A 25634-nucleotide genomic window follows, 5' to 3' on the forward strand; every position below is an offset into this window, starting at 1 on the left:
CGATAAATCTAACGAACCGTTGTTTGCATTTCTGAGAGAGTTGTCTTGCCGTACTCGCCTGCCTTGATGCGAGAAACATAGTCGCCGTGCTCGTTGTTGATATCTACGCCGTTAGCAACTACACCTAAGACATTCGCCTGAGATCGTTCTAAGAAAGATTTTGCTGCCAGTGCGTTTGCAGAATCTACTTTTCTAGGTCTTAGCACCAACAAGACACCGTCAGCCATACGGCCTAGCACAGCTGCATCCGCAGCCCCAAGCAGCGGCGGTGTGTCGATCAAAATATAGTCATACTGTCGTTTCATCTGTTGAAGCAGATCCGCCATACGCTCAGAATCTAGGATGGCTAGGGGGTTAGGGGGAAGAGCCCCAGCCGTCATAAGAGTCAGATTCTCAGAAATTTGGTGTATAACGTCTTGTTGAGTTTCTTCTCTAATTAGCACTTGACTCAGGCCAGCCCGATTGATGACATCCCAAATATGATGCTGTGATGGAGATCGCAGATCGGCATCAATGAGCAATACCTGTTTACCTGAATGGGCTAAGGTTGCGGCTAAGTTGGCCGAGACCTCAGATTTACCCTCTTCGGACACTGAACTGGTAATCGCAATGATGCGGTGAGGGGTGTCAGAACTGGTGAACTTTAGATTGGCTTGAAGCATTTGAAAAGCTGCCGAGACCATCGGTTGGTCTCTATCCAAAGCTGGAATATAAGCAGAGCGATCAAGCCTACCAGCAAGGTAAGCTGTGGAGCCTTCACTCTCAGGTTTAGTGCGAAACTTAGGAATTAAACCAATTAGGGTATAGCCAAGCAGCATCTCGCCATCTTTAGCAGTTTTCACCGATTTATCAACTAAATCCAGGAAGAATGCACAAGCAATGCCAAGTAAACCGCCTAGAAAAGTTCCCAAAACAAGGGCTGGAACAAGTAGACTACCAGCGTCTTCTGCAGGTTCAGCTCTTTCCAAGATTTCGGCACTACCGACGGTCTGGTTTTCAGCTAACTGAGTTTGTTGAAAGGCTGCTAAAAGATTTTCATAGTTTAGCTGGGCTGCCTGAAGACGCTGAGTCAATTCCAACTGACGCTTTTCAAGAGCTGGGAATGCTTGAATTCTTTCGGCATATCGATTCCGAGATTCAACTAAGCTTTGCAGCTGACTAGCCAAACTAGAACGATTCACCACCGCTGTAGCTAAGGCTGTTGTGAGCTGTTGGTCTGAAGGGCTCATCTGTAGATTGCCGAGACTCGCAAGCTCAGTTGTCCCTACAATGTCTTCGACTCGTTCACTGAGTAAACTTTGCAGCGATTCTACTCGGCGCTCTAGGTTGATAATCGTAGGGTGAGTCTCTCGATAGAGACTGCGTTGGCTTGCCAACTCAGCCTGTGCTAGCTGTAAGTCTGCTAGTGCTTGCTGAACAGCCGTAGATTGGCTTAAAGTTTCGATGCGCTTGGCTTGCTCTAATGGAATTGCCAATTGTTCTTGCAACTCGCTTGCCTGAGTGTTGGCACTAGCGAGAGTAGAAGATACATCGCGAATCTGGGTATCTAACTCAGCGATCGCCGTAACGGCTACGACAGCTTCGTCTTGAAGAACAACGATGCCATTGGCATCCTTGAACTGTTGAAGTGCGGCGGCCGAACGGTCTAAGTCAGCCTCAGCGATAGGCAGTTGCCGCTCAATAAACCCTCTAGCCGTAGCTGCCTTTAAACGATTGCTGAGAATGTCTCGTTCCAGGTACGCATCCATTACTGCGTTGACAACAGTAGCAGCCTCATTGGGATCATCGGAGCTGTAGGAAAGTTGTAGGATATCTGCTCGCTCTGCAGACTCCACCTTAAGGTTAGCGCTTAAGTCTGCTGCTTTCAGAGGCAAACCGTCATCGTCCGTAAGACCCAGATTGTCAATTACAGTCTCCATAACCGCAGTTGACAGCACAACAGAACTCTGATTCTGCAGGTTATTCACTGAGAGAGGCAGTTCTCTAATATCTCTCCCTACTCCAGTTAGTGCAGGTGTCAGGTCTGGCCTGACCAGTATGCTGCCTGCCGCGTTGTAAGACGGGTCCCGGGTCAAGGCAAAGAGCACCGAACCTGCCATACAGGTGCCTAGCACAAGAGTCGCTGGCAACCAACGCCGTTTTAGAACGAGCCAGTAGCGTTGTAGGTCAATTTCTTCAACGTAATCTTGGTAGGTCTTATTAGTCATAGACGAATAGAAATGAAATACGCCTGAAAACAATCTGGTTACTTACGTAAGGCGGTAAGTTAATGTCCCATTCCACCTAGACAATTCGACTGCTTGAACTACAGGTTTCTGAGCCTGCGGTTGACCACATTAAACGAAGATGTCTAGATCGCCCTAACGGTGAACGCTGGTAGGTCTGAATAATGAGCCAGAGACTCGTATAACTACCTATCTAATCTAAATGAATGCTTAAACCCTTTACGCAAGCATATCCTATGGAAGCAGCGGTAGGGGAAGGGGCATCAAGCTGCCTAGCACTGTCTTAACAATAATGACGATTCTGTGATGCCCAAGGCCCATCAGGAACTTACTGCTGCTGCTTTGTTCACTTAGGGGTCGGTCCAAGCTGTTTGTCTCCCAAATACTCTCTTAGTTCTGCTGAGTACAAGCAAGCTCGGTGACGAGTTAAGATAGTCGCTGAAAAACAGCCTGATGCTTTCGTCATCAGGCTGTTTCTTAAACGTTGAGGGGTATTTGCAGGGCACTAGTTGTTCAAGGCGCTAGAGCTCTACAATGACAGCCTTCTGTAGATGATATTGCCAACCCAAATCACTAAAGTTGCAAGCGATACAAGAAGTCTACAGAGTAATAACAACCGCCTCCTGCGATCGCTTTACGAAGCAAACCTATACTAGAGCCTCAATAAGCATCCTGCAGTTCGTAGAAATCAGGAGAGATGTAATCTTTGCGCAGTGGCCAGCCGACCCAGTCCTCAGGCATGAGCAGTCGCTTCAGGTTTGGATGGCCTTCGTAAACGATGCCATACATATCATAGCTTTCTCGCTCTTGCCAATCAGCTGCTTTCCAGATCCAATATACCGACGGTACTCGAGGGTTGTTGCGAGGCAAAAATACCTTAACTCTGACTTCTTCGAGGGAGTCGATATTGTCGTCTAATCTTGCCAAATGGTAAAAGCTCACCAGATCCTTGCCCGGGCCATCATCGTAGGCTCCTTGACACTGGAGATAATTAAAGCCGTAGGCGTATAGAGCAGTACAAATCGGAATGAGAAATTGCGGTTCTACCGTAATTATCTCTACTCCTAAATGGTCGCGGGACATTAACCTATGGTCAAACCCATTTTCGGTTAGCCAACTGGATACAGCACCCGCCTCTACTAGAGGTGCTGCCGGTGAAGCACCGGCAGGCTCTGGCTGCGGAGATGATGCTTGGGAGTCTTCTTCAGCCATTTAAACCTCCTTATTTTCGGGAGTCAACTCTGCTACAGTTTCAGACATGGGCATCCCCATAGCTTCCATGAGCTCCTTGGGCGGCACGGCATGAGCGCCTGTCTGTAAGTACTGGCCTGTTAGGATTGCTGGCACTGTTTTGAGCTGATGGATGCGCTCATAGAAGCGATGAGTTTGCAGGGTGTAAGCCCGATCCTGCATAGATTCTGTAGCCACTTTCTTTCTGAGCTTAATGATGGCATCAATGATTGCCTCCGGTCTAGGAGGGCACCCAGGGATGTAAACATCAACAGGAATTAGCTTGTCAACCCCACGCACTGCTGTAGTGGAGTCGCTACTAAACATGCCGCCAGTAATAGTACAAGCTCCCATAGCAATAACGTACTTGGGATCTGGCATTTGCTCGTAAAGCCGTACTAGGGCAGGGGCCATCTTCATATTGATGGTGCCAGCAGTAATGATCAAGTCAGCTTGACGAGGGCTGGCCCTAGGCAACAATCCAAAGCGATCGAAGTCGAAGCGAGAACCAATCAGCGCTGCAAACTCGATGAAGCAGCAGGCTGTGCCGTAGAGCAAGGGAAACAAGCTGGATAGCCGACACCAGTTGTAAAGATCGTCAACTGTAGTCAAAATGACATTCTCAGACAGCCCATGGGTTACAGCTGGCGGTGCTGAAGGGTTGGCGAGCTTTTCCCCTGGGGCTAGAGAAAACGGATCGGTGGCTGGGGGAGGGGTCATGACCATTCCAAGGCTCCTTTACGCCAAGCGTACACAAGACCAACAACCAAAATGGCAATAAAAATCAGTGCTTCTACGAATGCTAACAAGCCTAGCTGGCTAAACGCTACCGCCCATGGATACAAAAAGACGGTTTCCACATCGAAGATGACGAAGACCAGCGCAAACATATAGTAGCGAATGTTGAACTGAATCCACGCGCCACCAATGGGTTCCATGCCCGACTCATAGGTGGTCCTGCGGGCAGGGCCTCGGTTGATAGGGCGCAGCAGCTTGGAGGCTGTTAAGGCCGCCACTGGCACCAGACAGGATATGAGTAAGAAGACTAGGAAATATTCGTAACCAGATAAGACGAACACAGGTTCACCACCCTAGAAAACTATTACACACAGTACGGTCTGAGACTTAGCAGCCTATGTGCCTCAGGTGTATTCTAAGGCAATTTAGCTGAAAAACCAGGGTCAGACTTGATTTGACGATAGGAGATGGGCTGTGCGATCGCAAACTCGAGCTAAGGACTAGGCAAAAAGCTGGATGGCCCAACTGTGTCATAATTGTTTACAACGAGCTTTTTTGCCCGGCCCGTTGTTTGGTGAGATCTTTCTGGCCACAGAGGACTGGCTACGGAGGATTACCGATCGCCCCAGTTCATTCTTGAATTGAATTTAAGGTGCCTGAGTTCTATGAGTGTTGAGTCTGATCCTTCGGCTAATTCACCTGAATCTGTAGATCTGGCTGCTACTTCTGAGGGGGCTGACGGCCTTGAGGGCAGCCCGGCCGAAGTCGTCGTCCTTTCTCCTGAGGAGATGGATTGCTACGAATGTCGATCCTGCGGCTACTCCTATGAACCGGTCAAGGGCGACAGCCGAGCTAAAATTCCCCAGGGCACTGCCTTTGAAGATTTACCCTTAAACTGGCGCTGCCCGGTGTGTAGTGCCCCGAAGAAGCGATTTGCCAACATTGGCCCAGTCAACTCTCCCTCTGGCTTCAAGGAAAATTTGAGCTATGGCCTAGGCGTGAATCGGTTGACTCCTGGCCAGAAAAATATTTTAATTTTTGGCGCTTTGGCCGTAGGGTTTCTGTTTTTCATCAGCCTCTACGGCTTGAGGTAGTGCCGTAAGCGCTTCTTATAAGAAGCGCCTCAAGGGCAAAGAGCTTGCTCCACGCCGTTTGACTTGAGTGTTGTTTAGGAAGTACGGGTTCTAATTATCTATGCACGCTGCGTTTGACTGGTTAAAGCGAGGCCTAGTGATGCTGGTGGCGGTGCTGCTGACAACCGGCTGCTCTGGTTATTTTTTGGCGGACGCAGACGTGCATCCTTGGGAAGTGATCCAGGTGCCGGTGAAGTCTACTCTATCTGACATTGCGTTCACTCAAGATGCCGACCATGGGTGGATCGTGGGTAGCCGGAACACCTTGCTAGAAACCCAGGATGGCGGTAGCACCTGGCAAGTCCGTGAGTTGGCCTTGGAAGATCAGTCTTATACGTTTACCTCCGTTGATTTTGCCGGTAATGAGGGATGGGTTGCGGGTGTCCCGTCGATCCTATTGCACACCAGTGATGGGGGTAAGACCTGGGAAAGCGTGCCCTTGAGCAAAGAATTGCCGGGTTCACCCTTTTTAGTCACAGCTATTGGCAATAAGTCGGCTGAGATGGCTACCGACATTGGTGCGATCTACCGCACAGAGGACGGCGGCCGTACCTGGAAGGCTCTGGTGCAGGGGGCTGTTGGGGTGGTGCGAAACATGGTTCGTTCTGACGATGGCCGGTATGTGGCGGTGTCGTCTCGAGGAAATTTCTACTCTACTTGGGCACCGGGACAGGAGCAGTGGATTCCCCACAATCGCCAGAACTCAAGGCGTTTGCAGAATATGGGGTTTGACAGTGACGGCAAACTCTGGATTATTGCCCGCGGTGGCCAGGTGAGATTTTCTAACTCTCGCTCCTCAGATGACTTCACCGAGGCTTTAAGCCCTGAATCTGGGACGAGCTGGGGACTGCTAGACATGGCTTTTCGCAACGCCAATGAGGTTTGGGTGACTGGTGGTGGTGGCAATCTGCTCTGTAGCTTTGACGGTGGCGAGACTTGGTTGAAAGATAAATCCGTTGGGGACGTGCCATCTAACTTCTATAAAGTGAAGTTTTTGGGGCCAGAGAAGGGCTTCATCTTAGGTCAGGATGGGACGATCCTTAAGTATCAACCTGAGGTTGCCTAGGGAAAGTTAAGGGAACTTCGCTGAAATAGCTTGTTAGGGTTTCCGGGGTTCTCTATGATTAGATCAGATTCTTCCTGTTGATAGAGGAGACGTTGATATGGCAGGTTCTACAGGTGAGCGCCCCTTTGGCGACATCGTAACGAGTATTCGCTACTGGATTATCCATAGCATTACCATTCCCATGTTGTTTATTGCGGGCTGGCTCTTTGTGAGCACGGGCTTGGCGTACGATGCCTTTGGCACGCCTCGCCCTAACTCCTACTACCCCGACAATCAAATGCAGTTGCCGATTGTGAGCGATCGCTTCGAAGCGAAAGATCAGATCGACATGTTCTCAAATCGATAACGTTTTAGTATTCCAACGTTTGATTGAACTTATGCAAAGCAATTCTCCGAACGAGCCCATTTCCTACCCGATTTTCACCGTGCGCTGGCTAGCTGTGCATACCTTAGGGGTACCCAGCGTGTTTTTCCTAGGGGCGATCGCGGCAATGCAGTTTATTCAACGATAAGAGAAAACCATGGATCGTAGTCCAAACCCGAATAAGCAACCGGTAGAACTTAACCGCACATCCCTGTATCTGGGGCTACTGCTGGTTTTTGTGCTGGGCCTGTTGTTCTCTAGCTACTTCTTCAACTAGGCCCGCAGAATTGTCTTAGCAGGCATGGCTGTGGTGCTCAGACTGTGTTGAGTTTCTGACCAGATTAGTAGGAGGTGGATATTATGCTTCAGAGTGGACGAATTCCGTTGTGGATTGTGGCAACTGTTGCCGGTACTGGTGTGCTGGTGGTGGTGGGTCTGTTTTTCTACGGTGCTTACGCTGGCGTAGGGTCTGCCATGTAGCTGCTTTGGGCAGTTCTAGATTTTAAGGCTGGGGCAAGTTGGGCTAAACCCGCTTGTCCCAGCCTTTTAAGTAGGTCTAGGGGATGGCTAGGGCGCTGACGTAGCGCTGCACTAGATAATCAATCCCCGTAATCGCCGTGCCTACGACAACAGCATAGGCACCCAAATCAAGGGCTTGCTTGGCTTGGGCTGGGGTAGCAATGCCGCCTTCACAAATGACCGGCACAGGGCATTGTGCCACCATGGCTTTGAGCAGGTCAAACCCAGGCGGGGTTTCGGTTTGAGTCTCTGCGGTATAGCCAAATAGGGTAGTGCCGACGCAGTCTGCCCCGGCATCAACGGCTTTTAGCGCGTTGTCGAGGGTATCGACATCAGCCATAACGGCGCGTCCTAGACGCTCATGAATTTGCCGAATAATTTGCCCTAGAGTTTCATCGCCGGGGCGGAGGCGTTGAGTGGCATCAACGGCAATGATGTCGCTACCAGCCTGGGCTACAGCCTCGGCGTGATGAAACTGAGGGGTGATGTAGACCTCCGAGGGCGCTATCACCTGTTTCCACAGACCGATGATGGGGTAAGTGCAGCGGGCGCGTGTGGCTTGGATGTGGCTAGGGGTATCGATGCGTACCCCGACAGCGCCGCGGTTGAGGGCAGCTTCTGCCATGGCTGCGATCGCCGTCGCATTGTGTAGGGGCGAGTCAATGGGGGCCTGGCACGATACGATTAACCCTCCCCGCAACGATTCCAAAATGCTCTTCAAGGTAGGACGTACTCCACAACAGCGCTATCTAGTTTGATCTATGGCAACTCGGATTTCAAAAATCCTGCTGGTGGCCTCTATTGGTCTGCTGGTCTTGGTGATTGTGCTCAATAACCTTACCGACTACAACGCCAATTTTAGGTATATTCAGCACGTGCTGAGCATGGATACTGTGCTTGAAGACAGCCAGTTAACCTGGCGAGCCGTGACCTCATCAGGCCTTCAGAAAGCAGCCTATGGGGCGATTATAGGGGTGGAGTCGGCGATCGCCGCCCTCTGTCTAGGTGGAGCCTTGCGCTTGCTGAAAGTTGTGAACTGCGATGGCATCACCTTTGATCGGGCTAAGGCTACGGCCATTTATGGGCTGACCCTGGCGTTTCTATTTTGGTTTGTGGGCTTTATGGTGGTGGCCGGGGAGTGGTTCACCATGTGGCAGTCGCTAGAGTGGAACGGGCAGCAGCCCGCCTTTCGCTTTATTGGCTGCGTGGGCTTTGTGCTGCTCTACCTCAGCCTGACTGACGGCGACTTACTTGAGTAGATCGGGCTTGGATTGAGGATGGGCGATCGCATCCCTCAACCGCACTTTTACATTCGGGTGAAGCCGGATCTACACCTTGGCCAGTGTCACCTGTTCTGTTTGGTCTTGATATTTGCCTCGGCGGGTTTCGTAGCTCACCTGACAGGGCTCACCTTCGAAGAAAATTAGCTGAACCACTCCCTCGCCGGCGTAGATGCGACAGTCGGCGCTAGAGGAGTTAGAAAACTCTAGGGTTAGGTGGCCTCGCCACCCCGCTTCAGCTGGGGTCAGGTTAGCAATGATGCCGCAGCGGGCGTAGGTCGATTTGCCGATACAAATCACGCTGATGTTGTTGGGGACGGAAATCTTTTCTAAGGCTACTCCCAACCCGTAGGAGTGGGCCGGCAAAATAAAGTAGCTACCGCTCTCATCAGTTTTAAGGGCAGTGGGTTCTAAATTGGCAGGGCTGAAATTCTTAGGATCAACTACCGTACCTGGAACATGGCGAAAGATTCTAAATTCGGCAGGAGATAGCCGAATGTCGTACCCGTAGGACGACAGCCCGTAACTGATAACCGGCTGGCCTAGGGAATTGTCAGCGTTCTCCAACTGCCGCACCAGAGAAGGCTGAAATGGCTGAATCATGCCCTCCTTAGCCATTTTGTCGATCCAGGCGTCGTTCTTAATCATGGCAAAGCTTCCTGGGCGGCTAGGGCAAAAAGTTACGGCGAAACTCGGTTACCTGGTCGGCTACCGTGAGTAGCGGATCGGGCATGTCGGGGCCAGTGAGGATGACATCGACTTGGGGAGGGCGCTGCTTGAGAAAGTCTACAACGTCCTGGGTGGGAATCAGATCGTAGTTGACGGCTAGGCTAAGTTCATCGAGCACGATCAGCCCATAGCGACCTCGGGCTACCACCGCTTTGGTGTGAGACCACAGGTCTTGAATAGCCTGCTGCTCGCTGGGGCTCACCACCGGGTCATGAATGCAGCGCGGCATATCGGCGCGAATCCAGTCTAGATTTTGGCCAAACTGCATAGGTTGATCAGGCCCCTGGTGAATGCCTCCCTTGAGAAATTGCACGATCAGCACCGCCTTGCCCTGGTCGGCGATGCGCAGAGCCTGCACCATAACATTGGTAAAAAAGTTGCGGTGTACAGAGGTAAAGACTTGTATGGTTCCCTCTACCGTCTGTAACAGCGGATGGCGAACGAGCGAGGCAGGGGACGGCGCTAGGGAAAGAGGCTTGATCTGGGAGACCATGGGCTAGTCCAGCGGGGGCAAAGAATGGCAGTTGTCCATTAACCACGCCAAAGACGGTAGCAGCGTAACCCTACGTTGCTGGCTTGGGTAGTTTGGATAGTTGGGCTAAATATAGCGTGATTCCCCTAATGTAAATCGACGAATTACTCTATATGCATTAATACAGTACCTATGTACTGTAATTTAATCCTAATGACTCAGCCCAATTCACTATCCTCTGGAACCTGCGCTGAGGAGGCGGAAGGCCTGCCTAGTCTAGAGGAGTCTGCTGTATTCTAGGGAGGGCATTAGGGGCACTTTGTATGGCTTGGCAACGTCCAGATGGTCGGCAACCTCACCAGCTGCGGCCAGTGAGTTTTGAACGCCAATTTACGAAATTTTCAGCAGGCTCTGTACTGACCCGCTGCGGCAATACCCAGGTGCTCTGCACTGTTTCTGTGGAAGAAGGGGTGCCCCGGTTTTTGCAGGGATCGGGTCGAGGCTGGCTGTCGGCTGAGTACCGCATGTTGCCAGGGGCTACCCCTCAGCGGCAGGCCCGTGAGCTAATGAAACTATCTGGCCGCACCCAAGAGATTCAGCGTCTAATTGGGCGTAGCCTGCGATCGACCCTCGATTTTGAGCTGCTGGGGGAACGCACACTGCTAGTGGATGCCGACGTGCTCCAGGCCGACGCGGGCACCCGCACCGCGTCGATTACGGGGGGTTATGTGGCCCTGGCTGATGCGGTGCAGAGCCTGGTAGCGCAGGGATTGTTGACGCGATCGCCTCTAATGCACGGCGTTGCAGCTGTCTCTGTTGGCCTCATCGAAGACAACGTCTTGCTCGATTTGCAGTACGACGAAGATGTGGCGGCAGCCGTAGACTTCAACCTGGTGCTCAACGAAGACCTCAACATTATTGAAGTGCAGGGTACAGCCGAGGAGGGTAGCTTTAGCCGACAGCAGATGAACCAGATTTTAGAGGTGGGTGAGCTGGGTGTTAAGCAGCTCTTAGAGGCCCAGCAGGCGGCGTTGCTGTAGGCACTGCGCCTCACGCCCTAGATGTTGACAGAGAGGCGCGATCGCCACAGGCACCTCTCTGCTGAAGTCAAGAGAGTAAAGCTAGTTCCTATCGTTAAGAAACGCTTCGAGACTATCGGCCGAATTTTGCCCTTGGGCAGTCTGAAATTAGGCCACAGTCTGGAATCGTAGTTTTCTCTCGCAGGAAGGTTTGCCATGACATCTATAGATGAGTTTTCGGTTAAAGAAATCACGGTAAGTCGGCAGTCTCCGGGAGAAGAGCGCCAGGCAGCCTTATACCACATCTATACTCAGGTTCTCGAACGGCAGCCCTACGGGTTTGAGCGCAAACAGCTCGCCAAAATTGAGGCTGAGTTCTTGCGAAATAAAATTGGCGTCAAGCGGTTTCTGCGCGAGCTGGGCCATTCTGAGGTTTATCTCAATGAGTTTTACTACAATTCTTCAAACCCAAAATTTATTGAGCTGTGCTTTAAGCACTTTATTGGCCGCGCCCCGAGTGATCAGGCAGAAATGCGTCGCTACTGCGACATTTTGATGCGTCACGGCGTTAAAGCCATGATTACTGCCCTACTCGATTCTGAAGATTACAGCAAGCACTTTGGCTGCTTCACCGTGCCCCATGCTTGGGCCGAAGATCACTACCCATCTCCTAGAACGTTTTTGGAAACCGAAGTGCTGCTGCACGAGCTGCACGGGCGGCGCGGCTGGATTGTGCCCACAATGACCTGGCACGACCTTCAGCTCAACTGCGACGGCGGCAGCTGTGGTTTGCCTGTGGCACCGATGCAATCTAGCCATTCCCTGCGGACAACGGCAGCGGCCACAGTAGCTATGTCGGGAGCAGAGGCGCTGCACCAGGTGCTGAGCACAATGGGGCCTCAAGATTTAGAAGTGTTTGCCGCGACCCTCTCTGTCACTGAGCGCGACAAGCTGCGCAACTTGCTGATGCAGACCGCCCGATAGGTCGTCGCACCAGTTAGATCATTCAGCGGCACGGTTCCATAGTGGCAGGTTCGAACCGGGCTAGGGGTTCGGATTCGCCTTGGGCTGTCTAGGGTGTGAGTCGGGCAAATTTTTTCTTGCCCACCTGCACCACTTTACCAATCAGTTCAGCGGGGCTGACAAACTCCTGGTTAGGGTCGGTCATTTTCTCGCCATCGAGCTTCACGGCACCTCCCTGAATTTGGCGGCGGGCCTCGCTGCTACTGGCGCACAGCGGTGTAGACCCCACCAGATAAAACAGTTTGGCCGGGAAATTGATTTCGGCTAGAGAAAACTCGGGCACCCCAGCGGCAGGTTCACCAGTGCCTTGAACGAGGCTGATGGCGGCCTGCTGGGCCTGCTGAGCCGCTGCTTCGCCGTGGAACTGGCGGGTGACTTCTAAGGCCAGCAGCTTTTGGCGATCGCGCGGATTCTCGGGCAGGGTATCCAGCGCGAAGGGCGTAAGCAGCTCAAAGTAGTCTTGAATCAGGGCATCGGGCACCTTTTCGAGCTTAGAGTACATGCTCAAAGGATCTTCCTGTAGGCCCACATAGTTGCCCAGGGATTTCGACATTTTTTGAATGCCGTCGGTGCCCAACAGCAGCGGCACAAGCAGGCCAAACTGGGGCAGTAGGCCAAAGCGGCGCTGCAAATCGCGCCCAACGGCAATGTTGAATTTTTGGTCAGTACCGCCCAGTTCGACATCGGACTGCACCGCCACAGAGTCATAGCCCTGCATCAGGGGGTAAAGAAATTCGTGGAGAAAGACCGGATCGCCTTTGCCGTAGCGCTCGGAGAAACCTTCTTTAGCCAGCATCTGCCCTACGGTCATGGTGCTGAGCAGATCGAGAATTTTGCCCAGGTCGAGGGACGATAGCCACTCGGAGTTGTAGCGCACCTCCAGCCGACCGGGTGTATCAAAATCGAGAATGGGGCGCACCTGCTCCAGATAAGTCTCGGCGTTGGTCTTAACGTCCGCTTCTGTCAGTTGGCGGCGCACCTCTGACTTGCCAGTGGGGTCGCCGATGCGAGCGGTAAAGTCACCAATAATCAACACAGCGGTGTGGCCGGCATCCTGAAAGGCGCGCAGCTTGCGTGCCGGAATGCTGTGACCCAGGTGAATTTCAGCACCGGTGGGGTCAATGCCTAGCTTGACCCGCAGGGGGCGATCGCACTTCAGCAGCCGCTGCGTCAGGTTTTGCTCTGGGTCGCTAGAGTCTGGCTGGTAGGGAAAGACCTCGCTGATGCCCCGATAAATGCTCTCAAATTCAACCGGGGAGGAGCTGGGGTTAGCCTGGGTCATGGTGAAAACAGAGTTCATGGGGTAGGGACGGCGGGTTGGTATTGCCCAGGGGCTAGAGAAAACAGGTTGAGGGCACCAAAGCTACTGACTTATAAGTTGTGACAAAAGTGGCCCTTAGCTTCTCCTTATAACCATCTGTAAGGCTAGGATAGGCGTGCCTACGATCGCCTTCGAACGGTCTTTAGGGCATCGCTGGCGCTCACTTATCTAGAGGGTCATTATAATGGCCTAACCGTCATCTACCGACGAGCATCTACGCCCCACCCAGCAGCGCTTCATCGCTAACCCCCCGTCGTTTTATAAGCAGCCTTTAAGAGCCAACGTGTCAACCAACACCATTCGCCACAAAAGCCGATCTCAGCCTCAGCCCCTGCGCCGAGCGCCCAACGCGTTGAAGTATGTTCAAGACGTAGGGCAGGTAGCGGCGGCAGCCCTGCTCGGCACCACCATGATCGCTAGCTCTGTGCTAGCGGGCGGACTGGTAGGTCTGGCCATTAGCTTTCGCAACTTGCCGGATGTGCGGGTACTGCGCAACTACGTGCCCAGCGAGACCAGCTATATCTACGACATCAACGGCACCCTGTTACACAGCCTCCACGACGAAGCGAATCGCGAAGTCATCGACCTCGACGAGATGTCGCCGCACCTCAAACGGGCCGTGCTAGCGGTAGAAGACAGCTATTTTTACTCCCACAACGGCATCAACCCCAGCAGCGTAGGCCGGGCCTTACTGGCCAACGTAGAAGCCGGGAGCACGGTAGAAGGCGGCTCGACCATCACCATGCAGCTGGTGAAAAACCTGTTTCTCACCCCTGAGCGGGCCGTCAGCCGCAAAGTGGCGGAGGCCGTGCTGGCCCTGCGCCTAGAGCAAATCTTCAGCAAAGACGAAATTCTGGAGATGTATCTCAACCAGGTCTACTGGGGCCACAACAACTATGGGGTCGAAACCGCAGCCCAAAGCTACTTCAATAAGTCAGCAAAAGACCTCACCCTACCCGAAGCCGCTGTGATGGCAGGCTTGATTCAGGCTCCAGAAAGCTACAGCCCCTTCCAAAACTACGAAGCCACTAAGGAGCGCCAGGCCGTCGTGCTTAACCGCATGCGCCAGCTGGGCTGGATTACCCCAGAAGACGAGGTAGCCGCCAGAGATACGCCCCTACTAGTGGGCGAAGTAAAGTCCTTCCGCACCAGTATTTCTCCCTACGTTACCGAAGCGGCAGTCCAGGAGTTGAAGCAGCGCTTTGGCAACGAAGCGGTGGTGAAGGGCGGTATGCGCGTGCAAACCACCGTTGACCTCAACATGCAGCGCATGGCTGAGGCTACGGTGCAGCGGCACAATGCCCGCATTCGCCACATTGCCGATCAGATGGCTTTGGTGTCTATCGACCCTCGTACCCATTTTGTGAAAGCTATGGTGGGTGGGGTCGACTATCAAACCAGCCAGTTCAACCGGGCGATTCAGGCTTACCGACAGCCAGGGTCAGCGTTTAAGCCGTTTGTGTACTATGTGGCCTTTGCCACGGGGCGATACACTCCAGCCAGCAGCATTGCCGACACGCCGGTCAGCTATCCCGATGGCTATCGCTACTACAGCCCCAAAAACTACGACAGCAGTTTTATGGGAAATATCCCCATTCGCACAGCGCTGGAGACCTCGCGCAACGTGCCAGCGGTGAAGCTGGGCCAGGCGGTGGGAGTGAACCAAATCATTGAGCTGTGCCGCACCCTCGGGATTAACAGCCCCATGCAGCCGGTAACCTCGCTGCCCCTAGGTTCCGTAGATCTGACCCCCATGGAAATGGCCGGAGCCTACGCCACCTTTGCCAGCAATGGTTGGCACTCTGAACCAACCTTTATCGTGCAGGTGAGCGACAGCAGCGGCAATGTGTTGCTCGACAACACCCCCCAGCCTCAGCTGGTGCTCGACCCCTGGGCGGCTGCGTCGCTGACCGACGTTTTGCAGGGCGTGATTGCTCGGGGAACCGGCAAAGCGGCTCAGATTGGGCGACCAGCAGCGGGTAAAACCGGCACCACTGACTCTCAACGAGACGTGTGGTTTGTGGGTTATGTACCTCAACTTTCGACCGCCGTGTGGATTGGCAATGATAACTACTCGCCGATGCGCTCTGGCACTACGGGAGGCACCTATGCTGCGCCGGTGTGGCGAGACTTTATGCAGCAGGCCCTGGCCAACACGCCGGCCGAGAACTTTAAGCGACCTTCGGAATTTGTGCAACCCTAACGACGGCTAGAGATTGGCTTCGTCGATTTGGGCGAGGACGCGATCGCGAAATTCCGGGTCGCTGTTGGCGAGCCCCAGCAGTTCCCAGTAAGCGGAGAGGGTGAGCCCGTTGGCTTGAATCAAATCGAGAGCAGCGGACTGAATCTCCTGCTGCATCTGGCGCGATTCGGTGTCGGTTTCGGCCCGCTGTAGGCCAAGTTCGCGCGACTCGATTAGCTTGACCACGGCCATATAAGCGTTGACAAAGCGGCTGACGGTCTCTGAGGGAATATCGTTGGCGTCAGGCTGGCTAGGGGAGACCGCTGGCGCTGATTCGTCCGCCATTGGTAATGAGGAGACAGCGAGCACAGGGGTAGCCATACCCAACAGCATGATGACTGCGCCCAGATACACCACCGAATACATCAGGCGCTGGCTTTGCCTCCCCAGCGAAGAATTGCTCCGGATTTTGCCCCACTGTTTCAGCCAACAGACGCAGGGCTCAACAGCAGCAGTCATCCACTCAAAACCCATAGACCAACGGCTCAGAACGCGTTTCACCAGCCTACCCGAAACCAGATGGCCTATAGTAGTACTAAGCCTAAGCATAAATACACAATGACGAAGGAAACAGACTGCCATGGCAAGCGATGATACGGCTCCAGTGCCTGGTCAAGGGAGTCTCTCTGACCGAGAACTACAGATCGTTGAGCTAGTGGCATCGGGGCTAACCAACCAAGAAATTTCAGAGAAGCTGGAGATCAGCAAACGCACCGTCGACAACCACATCAGCAACATTTTGACCAAGACCGCCACGGGCAACCGGGTGGCTCTGTTTCGCTGGGCGCTCCAGTCGGGCAAGGTCTGCATCGACGAGGTCAACTGCTGCCTACTGCCTGAATTCAAGGCCGAGAGTCAGGAGGCTTAGGCACCGCCACCGGCCAACCTCAGGCTATGATGGGTGTTCTGTATTGCCCATTGAGAGCGCCTGCCCCGTTATGGAGTCGATTCAATCGCTGCCCGGAACCGAAGACATTTTGCCCAAGGCGCAGTTTGTCGGCCAAGACTTAAAGGTGGCCGACATTCACACCTGGCAGCGGGTAGAGGCGACGGCGAGAGAGATTTTGGGCCGGGCTGCCTACCGCGAAATTCGCACCCCTACCTTTGAGGCCACCGCCCTGTTTGAGCGGGGCATTGGCGAAGCCACCGATGTGGTGGGCAAAGAGATGTACAGCTTTAAAGACAAGGGCGATCGCAGCTGTACCCTGCGCCCCGAAGGCACCGCTGGAGTCGTGCGAGCTTACGTGCAGCACAGTCTCTACGCCCAAGGTGGCGTACAGCGCCTCTGGTACACCGGCCCCATGTTTCGCTACGAGCGCCCGCAAAAAGGTCGCCAGCGCCAGTTTCACCAGGTAGGAGTCGAGGTGCTGGGCAGCGCCGACCCCCGCGCCGATGTGGAGGTGATTGCTCTGGCTACAGATATCTTGCAGGCTTTGGGCCTCAAGAATCTGACGTTTTACTTGAACTCGGTGGGTGACAGAAGCGATCGCACCCGCTACCGCGAGGCACTAGTCGCCTATCTCACCCCCTACGCGGCAGATTTGGACGAAGATTCGCGCGATCGCCTCACCCGTAACCCCCTGCGCATTCTCGACAGCAAAGACGAAAAAACCCAGGCCATTACCCAGTCAGCTCCCAGCATTTTGGACTACCTGGGCCCTGACTCCAAACGCCACTTTGACCAAGTGCTGGCTCAACTCAATACCCTAGGCATTGCCTATGAACTCAACCCACGTCTAGTGCGAGGGCTCGACTACTACACTCACACCGCCTTTGAAATTCAGTCAAGCGATCTAGGGGCTCAAGCCACGGTGTGCGGTGGTGGCCGCTACGACGGGCTAGTGGAAGAACTGGGCGGGCCGGCTACTCCAGCGGTGGGTTGGGCCATTGGCCTAGAGCGTCTCACCCTGTTACTCGAAGCTCTGGAGCAGGGTAAGGCCACAGCTCCAGATATTTATCTGGTCTCTCGCGGCGAGCAGGCCGAAGCCAATGCCCTACAGCTGGCCCAAAAACTACGCCATCAAGGAATAGCGGTAGAGCTAGACCTCAGCGGTGCGGCCTTTGGCAAGCAGTTTAAGCGGGCTGATCGCAGCGGGGCCGCTGCCTGCCTAATCATCGGTGATGACGAGGCCGCCCAGGGCACCGTGCAGATTAAGTGGCTAATCTCAGGCGATCAAACCAGCTTCTCCCAGGCAGCATTGCTTAGCGATACCGACGGTTTTTTGAAGCAGCTTCAAAGCCGAACATAAAGACAGTTAGAGTTCAAAACTGTTCGGCTACCCCTCAGGGAAGGAGGGTTTTCCGTCGCTCGGAAGACCCTCCTTCCCTGAGAAATTCGTTACGATTGTTCACATTGGTATTTTCTGCTCAACAACTAATTTATTTGCTGGTTGTATGCCTGACACCATCACAAAACTGGCCTACCAAGCCTTTCAACAGGGCAAGAGCTACTTTGGGCTAGCCCACAAAGCCGTTAGCACCCAGGTTATGCAGACGGTCAGTCCGCCCAGAGACCTTCAAACTACGCCCTTAGACCTAAAATCTCTGCAACTGCTGCAGCAGCGCATGGGTGACCTGCTAGAGCGCGACTGGCAAGATGCAGAGGCCGGAGTTTACCCCAAAGAGCTGCTGTTTGATAATCCCTGGGATGACTTCTTTCGGTTCTATCCCCTGGTGTGCCTCGACCTACCCCAGATTTGGGAGCGGCTGAACAAACGCGATCACCACACGTTTTCTGACGATATCGACACAGCCGGGTATCCCAAGTATTACCTGCAAAACTTTCACCACCAGACCGACGGCTACTTGAGCGATATGTCGGCTAATCTATACGACCTCCAGGTCGAGATTCTCTTCAACGGCACCGCTGACCCCATGCGCCGTCGCATTCTGGCTCCTTTGAAGCAGGGCCTGGCGGCGGCTGGCGTCGAAGACCGAGCTAAGGTTTTAGATGTGGCCTGTGGCACGGGGCGCACCCTCGGCATGATTCGCGATGCCCTGCCCAAAACATCGCTCTACGGAGCCGACCTATCGCCCGCCTATCTGCGCAAGGCCAACGAAGATCTGTCGGCTAAGCCAGGAGTATTGCCTCAGCTTGTGCAGGCCAATGGTGAAAACCTGCCGTTTGTAGATAATTACTTTGATGGCGTAGTCAGCGTCTTCTTGTTCCATGAATTGCCTGCGGTAGCGCGGCAGAACGTGATTGACGAAATCTATCGGGTGGTGAAACCTGGCGGCACTGTAGTGCTGTGTGACTCAATTCAGCGGCTTGACTCCCCTGAGTTTGAGGCGGCAATGGAGAACTTCCCGGCCATGTTCCATGAGCCCTACTACCGGCACTACACCACCGATGATCTCAATCTGCGCTTGACTGACGCAGGGTTTGAATCGGTCAGTAACCAGGTGCACTTTATGAGCAAGTACTGGGTATGCCGCAAGCCAGCGGTGGTTTAGCCATAGAGCTAACTGAATAGGGCTTCTGAGGCTTCGAGCCCTCGATTATTCGGGGGCTTTTTGATCGGGAATGCGCCACACATAAAGCACCGAATCTTCTTCCGAGGGTTGTAAGTGCAGGGTGCGGTCGGGTGCCCAGTCGCCCATGTCGAACATATGGGTGACGATGCGGCTGCCAGGTTGCAGCTGCGCCTGGAGCCGAGGCCGTAGGCGCAGGTTGAGGTGAGGCAGTAGATAGATGAAGACCACCATGGCGTCGCGGAAATCAGTTTCAAACAGGTTTTCCTGCCGGAAGGTGAGGCGATCGCCTACTCCCTCTTGCTCAGCCCTAGTTTCAGCCCGCAGCAGCAATGCCGCATCCACATCGACCCCAACCCCCCGAACGCCGTAGTCTACAGCCGCCCGAAGTAGCAGGCGCCCATCGCCACAGCCCAGGTCGTAGACCACATCGCTGGGGCTGAGATCGGCTAGCTTAAGCATGGCCACCATGGCATCGACGGGGGTGGGTATAAACCCAATGTCGGGGCGGGGCGCTGGCATTAGGCAGGCTTAAGGGTGGCCCAGTGGGCCTGGATATCTTGGATAGTGAATAGAGCTTTGAAGGGTAGATTGTGGCTCTGATAAAGTTCGGCACCGCCCTGCTGGCGATCGACGAGGGCAAGAATCTGGTTGACTTGGTACCCAGCGGCTTGGAGGCGATCGACGGCTTTAAGGGCTGATTGGCCCGTGGTGACGACGTCTTCAAGCACCGTGACAGAGCTGCTGGGGGGTAGCTCAAGCCCCTCAATATAGGCGCGGGTGCCGTGGCCCTTGGCCTCTTTGCGAATGATTAGCGGGAAAAGGGTGCGTTGGCTCTCGGTAGACGGTCTATGGTTACTGCCATAGACGCCCACCAGACTCACCGCCGTGACCAAAGGATCGGCACCTAGGGTGAGCCCGGCCACTGCTACGGTTTCTGGCGGCACCAGGTCTAGCAGCAGGCGGCCGACCATCAGTGCCCCCTGGGGGTGCAGCGTCACCAGTTTGCCGTTGATGTAATAGGTGCTGTGCTGGCCTGAACTGAGCACGAAGTCACCCTCTTGGTAAGCACCCCGGCAAAACAGGTCGAGCAGGGGCGATCGCAGCTCATCGGTCTTGAGGCTGAGCAGGGTGGCAGCGGGCGCATCAATCAAAAGCTGATCCATGGGTGGGTAATTCCTTTAAAAATGCTCCGGTTTTTTGCGATCGCGCTATAAAGGACATGCACTGGGTGATCGGTGCGGCTAAGTTTCGCGTGATCAGAGGGCCTTGGGGCTCTGGATAGTGCGAGGCTTGGGGTTTGAGCACCACCAGAATCGCACCAATCCAACGAGTTGAGGAGGCTTGGCCATGGGCATTCAATTAAATCATATTTCTGGACTGACGCTGGCGCTGCTAGCCGCTGCCGCCGTCGCGGCTCCGGCAGGGCAGAGCCAAGAGACTCCCCAAACCATTCCCGAGGCTATGGACGAACTGACCACCACCTACTCTGGAGATCACTTCAGGAACCGGGGTCTCGTCCGTCAGACCAAGCGTCTGTTTGGCCTTGATTTTCCCGATCGATCCCTCGACTGGGATGCCAATGCCACAGCGGCGGCGGTGAGAGACATCATGCTGTTGCAGAATACCTCTGATCCCACGATTCGAGTGCCTGACCTGGCGAGCCCTTACACCACGACGCTGCTCACCCAGCCCAGCAGCAGCGTGCCCTACGTTGGGTCTGAGTTTATTTTTGAGCAGCAGTTTTGATCGCTGAGCTAGCACTTCCCTACCAAGCAGGTTCAGCGTCTAACCGCCCCAGAAAGGTGCTTTGATAACGAGTGCTAATCCAGGGTGCAGGAGTTGAACCTGCCTAACGCGAATTATGAGTTCGCTGCCTAATCCGCTCGGCCAACCCTGGGATCTATAACCTTACCCAATGGTAAAACATGTCCTATTGTAGGGCTTGAGTTCAAAATCAGATCTTAAAATTTTGTTTGAGGCTCAAACCTTATAATCGAGGTGCGTCTTAGTCTGGTTCAGACTGAGCTTTATAAAGTATTTTTGTTCTAAGGTTTTACCCCGCCCCTGCCATGAACCCTGCTGTAGCGTTTACGTTGATCTTGCTCTCGCTGATGATTGGCTCTGGGGTAGTGAGTGCGTCTTGGGGGTTTACCCTTGGGCGGCAGGCGCTAACCGGTGTGCGCCAGCCAGAAACTCGACCGACTAGTGGTTCCCCTGTAGCCCGCGAGGCGGGTACAGCGAGTCACGGCAACGTGGTTTTAGTCAACGAGGCTGAGGTTTTGGAGCAGGTGAAGGCTCGCGTTAACGGCGGTGGCCAGTAGCGTTTAGGCGCTGGAGCATGGGCGTTTTACCTCATTTATCAACCGTCTTTATCCCTGAGCAGCTGCCTGCCGCTGCGATCGCGTCTCGACTGCTAGCGGTGTTGTTGCTGATTGGCATCAACGCCTTTTTTGTGGCGGCAGAGTTTTCGATGGTCTCGGTGCGGCGATCGCGCATCAGCCAACTGGTCTCCCAGGGCGATGTGCAGGCAAAGACGGTGCAGCAGCTCCAGCGCAGCCTCGATCGCCTACTGTCGACCACTCAGCTAGGCATTACCCTATCGAGTCTGGCCCTAGGGTGGGTGGGTGAAAGCACGATGGCTGTCACCCTGGCCTTTTGGATTACTCAAACTCCCCTGAGCGCTGCCCAGAGCGAGGCCTTGGCCCACACGCTGGCGATTCCGGCGGCCTTTTTTCTGATTGCCTATCTGCAAATTGTGCTGGGAGAGCTTTGCCCTAAGTCAGTCGCGATGCTCTACCCCGAGCAGCTTGCCCGGTTTTTAGGCCCTCCCAGCCTCACCATCGCGCGGCTGTTTAACCCCTTCATCTGGATCTTGAACCAGTCGACCCGGCTGCTGCTGCGGCTGGTCAATATTCAGTACAGCGATCAGGTGAGCTACAGCCGTCTCACCCCCGAAGAGCTCCAGCTCATCATTCGAACCACGGCCGAAACCCCTGGCTTAGAAGCCGAAGAGCGCGTGATCCTCAACAACGTGTTTGAGTTTCGCGACGTCACTGCTGGAGAGATCATGGTGCCTCGCACGCAGATCACCGCCATTCCTCTAGCGGCAACCTTTGGTGAGCTGATCGAGGTGGTGGCTGACGCCGAGCATTCTCGCTACCCGGTGACGGGGGACTCCCTCGACGACATCCAGGGCATGGTGGAGCTGAAGCAATTTTTGCAGCCCCTGGCCCACCAGCAAATTAATGCTGACACCCTCATTCATCCCTGGGTCAAGCCCGCCCGCTTTGTGCCCGAGTACACGCCCCTTCATGAGCTGCTGGCCACGATGCAGCGCACAGGCGAGGAGTTGGTCGTAGTAGTCGATGAATTTGGCGGCACCGCTGGCCTACTCACCCTGCGTGACTTGACCACTGAAATCATTGGCGAAATTCACGAACCCGACGATGACACCGAGCAGCCCGTGCAGCTGCTCGAAGATCAGTCGTACCGCGTTAAAGCCCACACCGATCTTGAGGAGGTCAACACGCTGCTCGGCCTGACGCTGCCCTACTCGGACGACTACCAAACCCTAGGAGGTTTTTTGATCTATCAAATGCAAAAAATTCCCCACGCGGGCGATCGCCTAGTGTTTGCCGATCGCGAATGGGTGGTTTTATCAACCGATGGTCCCCGGCTGGGCGATATTTTAGTGCGATCGCTCGATTTGCCCATCGTGCCAGCTGAACACGAGCCTAATGCCCCAGCGGCAGCGGCCACCGACTCTGATGGCTTTCCCCTCAGTTAACCCCGCCTAGACAGCTTAAGAACTGCCACAGCTTATTAAGCGCCCCAGCTTAGTCTCGATATGGTAAATGGAACAGCGAGAAAATCAAGAAACGGTTTGCTAAACCGCGATCGCGCCACAAATCCGTGGTTCTCCATCAAAGAATGTCGCTATTCTTTACAGTGTGAAGCATTGTGATAGTATCTGAGTGATTTTACCTGGCCGTCTCAGTTCTCCACTCGCTCTGACGTTCGCACCCCATCAACTGTCGGCGTATCTTTGTCTCCTAGAGGAAGGACAGGCGTGCAAAACCCCCTATTGTCATCTGCCTTAGACATGCACCTATCGCGAAATTTGCCCGATCCCATCCGCGTTGGCGTTATTGGTGTAGGCAATATGGGCCAGCACCACACCCGTGTGCTAAGCCGCTTCAAAGATGTCGAACTGGTGGGCGTGTCTGATGTCAATGTAGAGCGCGGCCTCGACACTGCGGGCAAGTACCGAGTGCGTTTTTTTGAAGACTACCAAGAATTACTCAAGCACGTCGATGCCGTCTGCGTGGCGGTACCCACCCGACTACATCACGCCGTCGGCATGGCCTGCTTGCAGGCTGGGGTGCACGTCTTAATCGAAAAACCCATCGCTGCCAGCATTGCCGAGGCTGAGTCACTCGTGAACGCCGCTGCCGCCGCTAACTGCATTTTGCAGGTGGGGCACATCGAGCGCTTTAACCCCGCTTTTCAAGAGCTGCATAAGGTACTCAAAACCGAAGAACTGCTGGCCCTAGAGGCCCGTCGCATGAGCCCCTACTCCCAGCGGGCCAACGACGTGTCGGTGGTGCTCGATCTCATGATCCACGATATTGATCTGCTGCTAGAGTTGGCGGGCTCGACAGTGTCTACCCTGACCGCCAGCGGCAGCCGCGCTTCTAATTCGGGTTACCTCGACTACGTCACCGCCACCCTGGGCTTCAGCAACGGCATTGTGGCCACGCTGACCTCCAGCAAAGTCACCCATCGCAAAATTCGCAGCATTACGGCCCACTGCAAGAACTCCCTTACCGACGCCGATTTTCTCAACAATGAGATTTTGATTCACCGGCAGACTACTGCCGACTGCTCCACCGACTACGGCCAGGTGCTCTACCGCCAGGATGGCCTGATTGAAAAGGTCTACACCAGTAATATTGAGCCGCTTCATGCTGAGCTGGAGCACTTTGTAAACTGCGTGCGCGGCGGCGAAAAGCCCTCGGTCGGTGGCGAGCAGGCCCTCAAGGCGCTGCGCCTAGCCAGCCTGATTGAGCAGATGGCCCTGGATGGCAAGCCCTGGCATCATTTTGACCCCACGGCCCTCGGCAAAGAGCTGACGGTGGCTATGTAGGTTTTATCGTGATTCAACTAAGGCATTACCTTGATCGGAGTGCCCACCTTGACGTGACTGTATAGAGTGTGAACGTCGGCTTCGAGCATGCGCACGCAGCCGTGGGAAACGGCCTCGCCGATCAGGGTTTCCTGGTTCGTGCCGTGGATGCCGATGTGATACTGCTCCTGCACCAAAAAGCCAATCCACCGTGAGCCTAGGGGGTTGCTAGGCCCTGGGCCAATGGCTTCTTTAGTAATTGGGTGTTGCCACACTGGGTCGGTGCGCATGTCGCGGATAGTAAAATAGCCCGCTGGGGTTTCCCAGTCGTCTTGGCCAATGGCTACCGGAAACTCGCCCCGCACTTCGTCGTTTTGATAGAGGGTGAGCCGCCGTCGACTGAGGCTAATCACCACGCGAGTGTTAGCGGTCATGAGGGTTTCTGGAGCCTGGGTGATTACGGTAGCGAGTCGCACCAGGCGGGTGCTGGCAAAGGGTTCTTCGAACTGCCAGCGAGAGCTGACCTGGTCTTGCCATGCCCCAGCGGCCAGCAGCCCCGCTGCGCCGTAGCACAGCACCATGAGGCAGCGTTTTAGGGGAGAGGGCGCATCCATCGCAGTTGGTGTAGTCTCCCGGTACTCTTTTCCAGCATAACGCCATCCCTTAGGGACAGAACGCAGTCCAAGCAAGTGATGCTGGGGGTTGATATGATTAAAGCGCAAACACAAGGTCGGGGTTGGAGACGGTGGCGGTAAAACCAGAGTGGCTAAGGGTTAAAGCGCCTCAGTGGGAACGGGTGGGCGAGGTTAAGGCAATTTTGCAAGACCTCGGTCTCAACACCGTCTGTGAGGAGGCCTCGTGCCCCAACATTGGCGAGTGTTTTAAGGCCGGTACGGCCACGTTTTTGATTATGGGACCGGCCTGCACCCGAGCCTGCCCCTACTGCGATATTGACTTTGAGAAAAAGCCCCAGGCCCTCGACCCCACCGAGCCCCTGCGTCTGGCTGAGTCAGTGCGGCGCATGAAACTCAACCATGTGGTCATCACCTCGGTCAACCGCGACGACCTCGCCGATGGTGGAGCCAACCAGTTTGTGGCCTGCATCGAGACGATTAAGCAAACGACTCCAGACACCACTATTGAGGTGCTGATCCCCGACCTGTGCGGCAACTGGCAAGCGCTGGAGATGATCCTGGCATCTCGGCCCCACGTGCTGAACCACAACACTGAGACGGTGCCCCGGCTCTATCGACGAGTGCGGCCCCAGGGGGACTACGGGCGATCGCTCGAACTGCTGCGCCGCAGCCGCGAGTTGGCCCCCTGGGTTTATACCAAATCGGGCCTAATGGCGGGTCTGGGCGAAACCGATGCTGAGATTCAGCAGGTAATGGATGACCTGCGGGCTGTAGACTGCGACATTTTGACTCTAGGGCAATATCTCTCGCCGGGGCCAAAGCACCTGCCCGTGGCAGAGTTTGTCACCCCAGCCCAGTTTGACACCTGGCGGCAGGTGGGCGAGGCCAAGGGGTTTTTGCAGGTGGTATCGTCGCCGCTGACGCGCAGCTCGTACCACGCCGAAGACGTGCAGCGACTCATGGCCCAGAATCCCCGTTAGGTCTGCGATCGCTGAGAGCTGGTTTGGCCTGCGGCGTTAGATCTGGGCATCTTAGGTGA

Annotated in this window: 30 protein-coding genes and 1 tRNA gene; 18 read left to right on the forward strand and 13 right to left on the reverse strand. The window is 54.6% G+C overall.

Features of this window, described 5'->3' with window-relative positions; all coding sequences use genetic code 11:
* Positions 1-8: 8 nt before the first annotated feature.
* The 4 genes from H6F57_RS08720 to ndhC form a co-directional block, all read right to left on the reverse strand.
* Positions 9-2207, reverse strand: a complete 2199-nt coding sequence (locus H6F57_RS08720) for a polysaccharide biosynthesis tyrosine autokinase (protein ID WP_190628617.1) — start codon at positions 2205-2207, stop codon at positions 9-11.
* A 678-nt stretch (positions 2208-2885) separates the two neighbouring features.
* The gene (locus H6F57_RS08725) at positions 2886-3437 is read right to left on the reverse strand and encodes an NAD(P)H-quinone oxidoreductase subunit J (protein ID WP_190628615.1); all 552 of its coding nucleotides are present in this window, start codon (positions 3435-3437) and stop codon (positions 2886-2888) included.
* Positions 3438-4175: an NADH-quinone oxidoreductase subunit NuoB gene (gene nuoB / locus H6F57_RS08730; protein ID WP_190628614.1), complete on the reverse strand. Its 738-nt coding sequence runs from the start codon at positions 4173-4175 to the stop codon at positions 3438-3440.
* Positions 4172-4534 carry a photosynthetic/respiratory NAD(P)H-quinone oxidoreductase subunit C gene (gene ndhC / locus H6F57_RS08735; RefSeq protein ID WP_190628612.1) on the reverse strand — a complete coding sequence of 121 codons (363 nt, stop codon included), beginning with the start codon at positions 4532-4534 and terminating at the stop codon, positions 4172-4174. The genes nuoB and ndhC overlap by 4 nt, the downstream gene beginning before the upstream one ends.
* Before the next feature lie 447 nt (positions 4535-4981).
* Between ndhC and H6F57_RS08740 the strand changes: the two genes are divergently transcribed.
* The 6 genes from H6F57_RS08740 to H6F57_RS08765 all read left to right on the forward strand — a co-directional run bounded on the left by H6F57_RS08740 (position 4982) and on the right by H6F57_RS08765 (position 7236).
* Entirely contained in the window at positions 4982-5287 is a 306-nt protein-coding gene (locus H6F57_RS08740) for a rubredoxin (protein ID WP_242024949.1), read from the forward strand.
* 100 nt (positions 5288-5387) lie between these two features.
* Entirely contained in the window at positions 5388-6392 is a 1005-nt protein-coding gene (locus tag H6F57_RS08745; RefSeq protein ID WP_190628608.1) for a photosynthesis system II assembly factor Ycf48, read from the forward strand.
* 97 nt (positions 6393-6489) lie between these two features.
* The gene (gene psbE / locus H6F57_RS08750) at positions 6490-6738 is read left to right on the forward strand and encodes a cytochrome b559 subunit alpha (RefSeq protein ID WP_190628606.1); all 249 of its coding nucleotides are present in this window, start codon (positions 6490-6492) and stop codon (positions 6736-6738) included.
* 31 nt (positions 6739-6769) lie between these two features.
* Entirely contained in the window at positions 6770-6904 is a 135-nt protein-coding gene (gene psbF, locus H6F57_RS08755; protein WP_190628605.1) for a cytochrome b559 subunit beta, read from the forward strand.
* Between the two features lie 9 nt (positions 6905-6913).
* Entirely contained in the window at positions 6914-7033 is a 120-nt protein-coding gene (locus tag H6F57_RS08760; RefSeq protein WP_190519956.1) for a photosystem II reaction center protein L, read from the forward strand.
* Between the two features lie 83 nt (positions 7034-7116).
* On the forward strand, positions 7117-7236 hold the full coding sequence (locus H6F57_RS08765; RefSeq protein WP_071527210.1) for a photosystem II reaction center protein J: 120 nt from the start codon (positions 7117-7119) through the stop codon (positions 7234-7236).
* Between the two features lie 76 nt (positions 7237-7312).
* On the opposite strand, the gene H6F57_RS08770 is transcribed toward H6F57_RS08765, so the two are convergent.
* Positions 7313-7996: an N-acetylmannosamine-6-phosphate 2-epimerase gene (locus H6F57_RS08770; RefSeq protein ID WP_190628603.1), complete on the reverse strand. Its 684-nt coding sequence runs from the start codon at positions 7994-7996 to the stop codon at positions 7313-7315.
* Positions 7997-8036: 40 nt separating this feature from the next.
* Between H6F57_RS08770 and H6F57_RS08775 the strand changes: the two genes are divergently transcribed.
* Entirely contained in the window at positions 8037-8534 is a 498-nt protein-coding gene (locus tag H6F57_RS08775) for a DUF2165 domain-containing protein (RefSeq protein WP_190628601.1), read from the forward strand.
* Positions 8535-8603: 69 nt separating this feature from the next.
* Here the strand turns inward: H6F57_RS08775 and dcd are convergent, their stop codons facing one another.
* Entirely contained in the window at positions 8604-9203 is a 600-nt protein-coding gene (dcd, locus tag H6F57_RS08780) for a dCTP deaminase (RefSeq protein WP_190628599.1), read from the reverse strand.
* Positions 9204-9222: 19 nt separating this feature from the next.
* Positions 9223-9777: a P-loop NTPase family protein gene (locus H6F57_RS08785; RefSeq protein WP_190628598.1), complete on the reverse strand. Its 555-nt coding sequence runs from the start codon at positions 9775-9777 to the stop codon at positions 9223-9225.
* A gap of 302 nt (positions 9778-10079) precedes the next feature.
* Between H6F57_RS08785 and rph the strand changes: the two genes are divergently transcribed.
* Positions 10080-10796: a ribonuclease PH gene (gene rph, locus H6F57_RS08790; protein WP_190628596.1), complete on the forward strand. Its 717-nt coding sequence runs from the start codon at positions 10080-10082 to the stop codon at positions 10794-10796.
* 195 nt (positions 10797-10991) lie between these two features.
* Entirely contained in the window at positions 10992-11759 is a 768-nt protein-coding gene (locus tag H6F57_RS08795) for a phycobilisome rod-core linker polypeptide (RefSeq protein ID WP_190628595.1), read from the forward strand.
* 88 nt (positions 11760-11847) lie between these two features.
* On the opposite strand, the gene tyrS is transcribed toward H6F57_RS08795, so the two are convergent.
* Positions 11848-13080, reverse strand: a complete 1233-nt coding sequence (gene tyrS / locus H6F57_RS08800; protein WP_190628835.1) for a tyrosine--tRNA ligase — start codon at positions 13078-13080, stop codon at positions 11848-11850.
* 322 nt (positions 13081-13402) lie between these two features.
* Between tyrS and H6F57_RS08805 the strand changes: the two genes are divergently transcribed.
* Complete coding sequence (locus tag H6F57_RS08805; RefSeq protein WP_190628593.1) at positions 13403-15322, forward strand: PBP1A family penicillin-binding protein; 1920 nt, start codon at positions 13403-13405, stop codon at positions 15320-15322.
* A gap of 6 nt (positions 15323-15328) precedes the next feature.
* Here H6F57_RS08805 and H6F57_RS08810 read toward each other — a convergent pair whose 3' ends face one another.
* Complete coding sequence (locus H6F57_RS08810) at positions 15329-15835, reverse strand: DUF4168 domain-containing protein (protein WP_199294708.1); 507 nt, start codon at positions 15833-15835, stop codon at positions 15329-15331.
* 106 nt (positions 15836-15941) lie between these two features.
* On the opposite strand from H6F57_RS08810, the gene H6F57_RS08815 reads away from it, so the two are divergent.
* The 3 genes from H6F57_RS08815 (at position 15942) to H6F57_RS08825 (ending at position 18814) form a co-directional block, all read left to right on the forward strand.
* A complete protein-coding gene (locus tag H6F57_RS08815) occupies positions 15942-16229 on the forward strand; it encodes a helix-turn-helix transcriptional regulator (RefSeq protein WP_190628592.1) in 288 nt (95 codons plus the stop codon).
* Positions 16230-16299: 70 nt separating this feature from the next.
* A complete protein-coding gene (gene hisS, locus H6F57_RS08820) occupies positions 16300-17610 on the forward strand; it encodes a histidine--tRNA ligase (RefSeq protein WP_190628590.1) in 1311 nt (436 codons plus the stop codon).
* A gap of 145 nt (positions 17611-17755) precedes the next feature.
* Positions 17756-18814, forward strand: coding sequence for a class I SAM-dependent methyltransferase (locus H6F57_RS08825; RefSeq protein ID WP_190628588.1), 1059 nt, complete (start codon positions 17756-17758; stop codon positions 18812-18814).
* A 45-nt stretch (positions 18815-18859) separates the two neighbouring features.
* Here the strand turns inward: H6F57_RS08825 and H6F57_RS08830 are convergent, their stop codons facing one another.
* Complete coding sequence (locus H6F57_RS08830; RefSeq protein ID WP_190628586.1) at positions 18860-19354, reverse strand: class I SAM-dependent methyltransferase; 495 nt, start codon at positions 19352-19354, stop codon at positions 18860-18862.
* Positions 19354-19998, reverse strand: coding sequence for an orotate phosphoribosyltransferase (gene pyrE, locus H6F57_RS08835; RefSeq protein ID WP_190628585.1), 645 nt, complete (start codon positions 19996-19998; stop codon positions 19354-19356). Before pyrE ends, H6F57_RS08830 begins: the two co-directional genes overlap by 1 nt.
* A 184-nt stretch (positions 19999-20182) precedes the next feature.
* On the opposite strand from pyrE, the gene H6F57_RS08840 reads away from it, so the two are divergent.
* Complete coding sequence (locus tag H6F57_RS08840) at positions 20183-20581, forward strand: hypothetical protein (protein WP_190628583.1); 399 nt, start codon at positions 20183-20185, stop codon at positions 20579-20581.
* Between the two features lie 78 nt (positions 20582-20659).
* Here H6F57_RS08840 and H6F57_RS08845 read toward each other — a convergent pair.
* Positions 20660-20732 (reverse strand) — tRNA-Ile (locus H6F57_RS08845).
* 172 nt (positions 20733-20904) lie between these two features.
* Between H6F57_RS08845 and H6F57_RS08850 the strand changes: the two genes are divergently transcribed.
* The 3 genes from H6F57_RS08850 to H6F57_RS08860 all read left to right on the forward strand — a co-directional run bounded on the left by H6F57_RS08850 (position 20905) and on the right by H6F57_RS08860 (position 23981).
* Positions 20905-21156: a hypothetical protein gene (locus tag H6F57_RS08850; protein ID WP_190628582.1), complete on the forward strand. Its 252-nt coding sequence runs from the start codon at positions 20905-20907 to the stop codon at positions 21154-21156.
* Between the two features lie 17 nt (positions 21157-21173).
* A complete protein-coding gene (locus tag H6F57_RS08855) occupies positions 21174-22622 on the forward strand; it encodes a hemolysin family protein (protein ID WP_190628580.1) in 1449 nt (482 codons plus the stop codon).
* Positions 22623-22937: 315 nt separating this feature from the next.
* Positions 22938-23981 carry a Gfo/Idh/MocA family oxidoreductase gene (locus H6F57_RS08860; RefSeq protein WP_190628833.1) on the forward strand — a complete coding sequence of 348 codons (1044 nt, stop codon included), beginning with the start codon at positions 22938-22940 and terminating at the stop codon, positions 23979-23981.
* Between the two features lie 17 nt (positions 23982-23998).
* On the opposite strand, the gene H6F57_RS08865 is transcribed toward H6F57_RS08860, so the two are convergent.
* A complete protein-coding gene (locus H6F57_RS08865) occupies positions 23999-24574 on the reverse strand; it encodes a L,D-transpeptidase (RefSeq protein ID WP_190628579.1) in 576 nt (191 codons plus the stop codon).
* A 131-nt stretch (positions 24575-24705) separates the two neighbouring features.
* Between H6F57_RS08865 and lipA the strand changes: the two genes are divergently transcribed.
* Positions 24706-25575, forward strand: a complete 870-nt coding sequence (gene lipA / locus H6F57_RS08870; RefSeq protein WP_190628578.1) for a lipoyl synthase — start codon at positions 24706-24708, stop codon at positions 25573-25575.
* Positions 25576-25634: the final 59 nt, after the last annotated feature.

The organism is Leptolyngbya sp. FACHB-60 (assembly GCF_014695775.1).
Taxonomy (GTDB): domain Bacteria; phylum Cyanobacteriota; class Cyanobacteriia; order Phormidesmidales; family Phormidesmidaceae; genus Nodosilinea.

What these genes read in the sequence shown, in the direction of transcription:
- H6F57_RS08775 (WP_190628601.1), top strand. Translation starts at nt 8,037, where the DNA reads ATGGCAACTCGGATTTCAAAAATCCTGCTGGTGGCCTCTATTGGTCTG.
- pyrE (WP_190628585.1), bottom strand. Translation starts at nt 19,998, where the DNA reads ATGGATCAGCTTTTGATTGATGCGCCCGCTGCCACCCTGCTCAGCCTC.
- H6F57_RS08840 (WP_190628583.1), top strand. Translation starts at nt 20,183, where the DNA reads ATGGGCATTCAATTAAATCATATTTCTGGACTGACGCTGGCGCTGCTA.
- H6F57_RS08830 (WP_190628586.1), bottom strand. Translation starts at nt 19,354, where the DNA reads ATGCCAGCGCCCCGCCCCGACATTGGGTTTATACCCACCCCCGTCGAT.
- H6F57_RS08720 (WP_190628617.1), bottom strand. Translation starts at nt 2,207, where the DNA reads ATGACTAATAAGACCTACCAAGATTACGTTGAAGAAATTGACCTACAA.
- dcd (WP_190628599.1), bottom strand. Translation starts at nt 9,203, where the DNA reads ATGATTAAGAACGACGCCTGGATCGACAAAATGGCTAAGGAGGGCATG.
- H6F57_RS08850 (WP_190628582.1), top strand. Translation starts at nt 20,905, where the DNA reads ATGAACCCTGCTGTAGCGTTTACGTTGATCTTGCTCTCGCTGATGATT.
- psbF (WP_190628605.1), top strand. Translation starts at nt 6,770, where the DNA reads ATGCAAAGCAATTCTCCGAACGAGCCCATTTCCTACCCGATTTTCACC.
- H6F57_RS08855 (WP_190628580.1), top strand. Translation starts at nt 21,174, where the DNA reads ATGGGCGTTTTACCTCATTTATCAACCGTCTTTATCCCTGAGCAGCTG.
- rph (WP_190628596.1), top strand. Translation starts at nt 10,080, where the DNA reads ATGGCTTGGCAACGTCCAGATGGTCGGCAACCTCACCAGCTGCGGCCA.
- hisS (WP_190628590.1), top strand. Translation starts at nt 16,300, where the DNA reads ATGGAGTCGATTCAATCGCTGCCCGGAACCGAAGACATTTTGCCCAAG.
- H6F57_RS08725 (WP_190628615.1), bottom strand. Translation starts at nt 3,437, where the DNA reads ATGGCTGAAGAAGACTCCCAAGCATCATCTCCGCAGCCAGAGCCTGCC.
- psbE (WP_190628606.1), top strand. Translation starts at nt 6,490, where the DNA reads ATGGCAGGTTCTACAGGTGAGCGCCCCTTTGGCGACATCGTAACGAGT.
- nuoB (WP_190628614.1), bottom strand. Translation starts at nt 4,175, where the DNA reads ATGACCCCTCCCCCAGCCACCGATCCGTTTTCTCTAGCCCCAGGGGAA.
- H6F57_RS08795 (WP_190628595.1), top strand. Translation starts at nt 10,992, where the DNA reads ATGACATCTATAGATGAGTTTTCGGTTAAAGAAATCACGGTAAGTCGG.
- H6F57_RS08825 (WP_190628588.1), top strand. Translation starts at nt 17,756, where the DNA reads ATGCCTGACACCATCACAAAACTGGCCTACCAAGCCTTTCAACAGGGC.
- H6F57_RS08815 (WP_190628592.1), top strand. Translation starts at nt 15,942, where the DNA reads ATGGCAAGCGATGATACGGCTCCAGTGCCTGGTCAAGGGAGTCTCTCT.
- tyrS (WP_190628835.1), bottom strand. Translation starts at nt 13,080, where the DNA reads ATGACCCAGGCTAACCCCAGCTCCTCCCCGGTTGAATTTGAGAGCATT.
- H6F57_RS08810 (WP_199294708.1), bottom strand. Translation starts at nt 15,835, where the DNA reads ATGGGTTTTGAGTGGATGACTGCTGCTGTTGAGCCCTGCGTCTGTTGG.
- H6F57_RS08760 (WP_190519956.1), top strand. Translation starts at nt 6,914, where the DNA reads ATGGATCGTAGTCCAAACCCGAATAAGCAACCGGTAGAACTTAACCGC.
- H6F57_RS08860 (WP_190628833.1), top strand. Translation starts at nt 22,938, where the DNA reads ATGCACCTATCGCGAAATTTGCCCGATCCCATCCGCGTTGGCGTTATT.
- H6F57_RS08785 (WP_190628598.1), bottom strand. Translation starts at nt 9,777, where the DNA reads ATGGTCTCCCAGATCAAGCCTCTTTCCCTAGCGCCGTCCCCTGCCTCG.
- H6F57_RS08865 (WP_190628579.1), bottom strand. Translation starts at nt 24,574, where the DNA reads ATGGATGCGCCCTCTCCCCTAAAACGCTGCCTCATGGTGCTGTGCTAC.
- H6F57_RS08740 (WP_242024949.1), top strand. Translation starts at nt 4,982, where the DNA reads ATGGATTGCTACGAATGTCGATCCTGCGGCTACTCCTATGAACCGGTC.
- H6F57_RS08765 (WP_071527210.1), top strand. Translation starts at nt 7,117, where the DNA reads ATGCTTCAGAGTGGACGAATTCCGTTGTGGATTGTGGCAACTGTTGCC.
- H6F57_RS08745 (WP_190628608.1), top strand. Translation starts at nt 5,388, where the DNA reads ATGCACGCTGCGTTTGACTGGTTAAAGCGAGGCCTAGTGATGCTGGTG.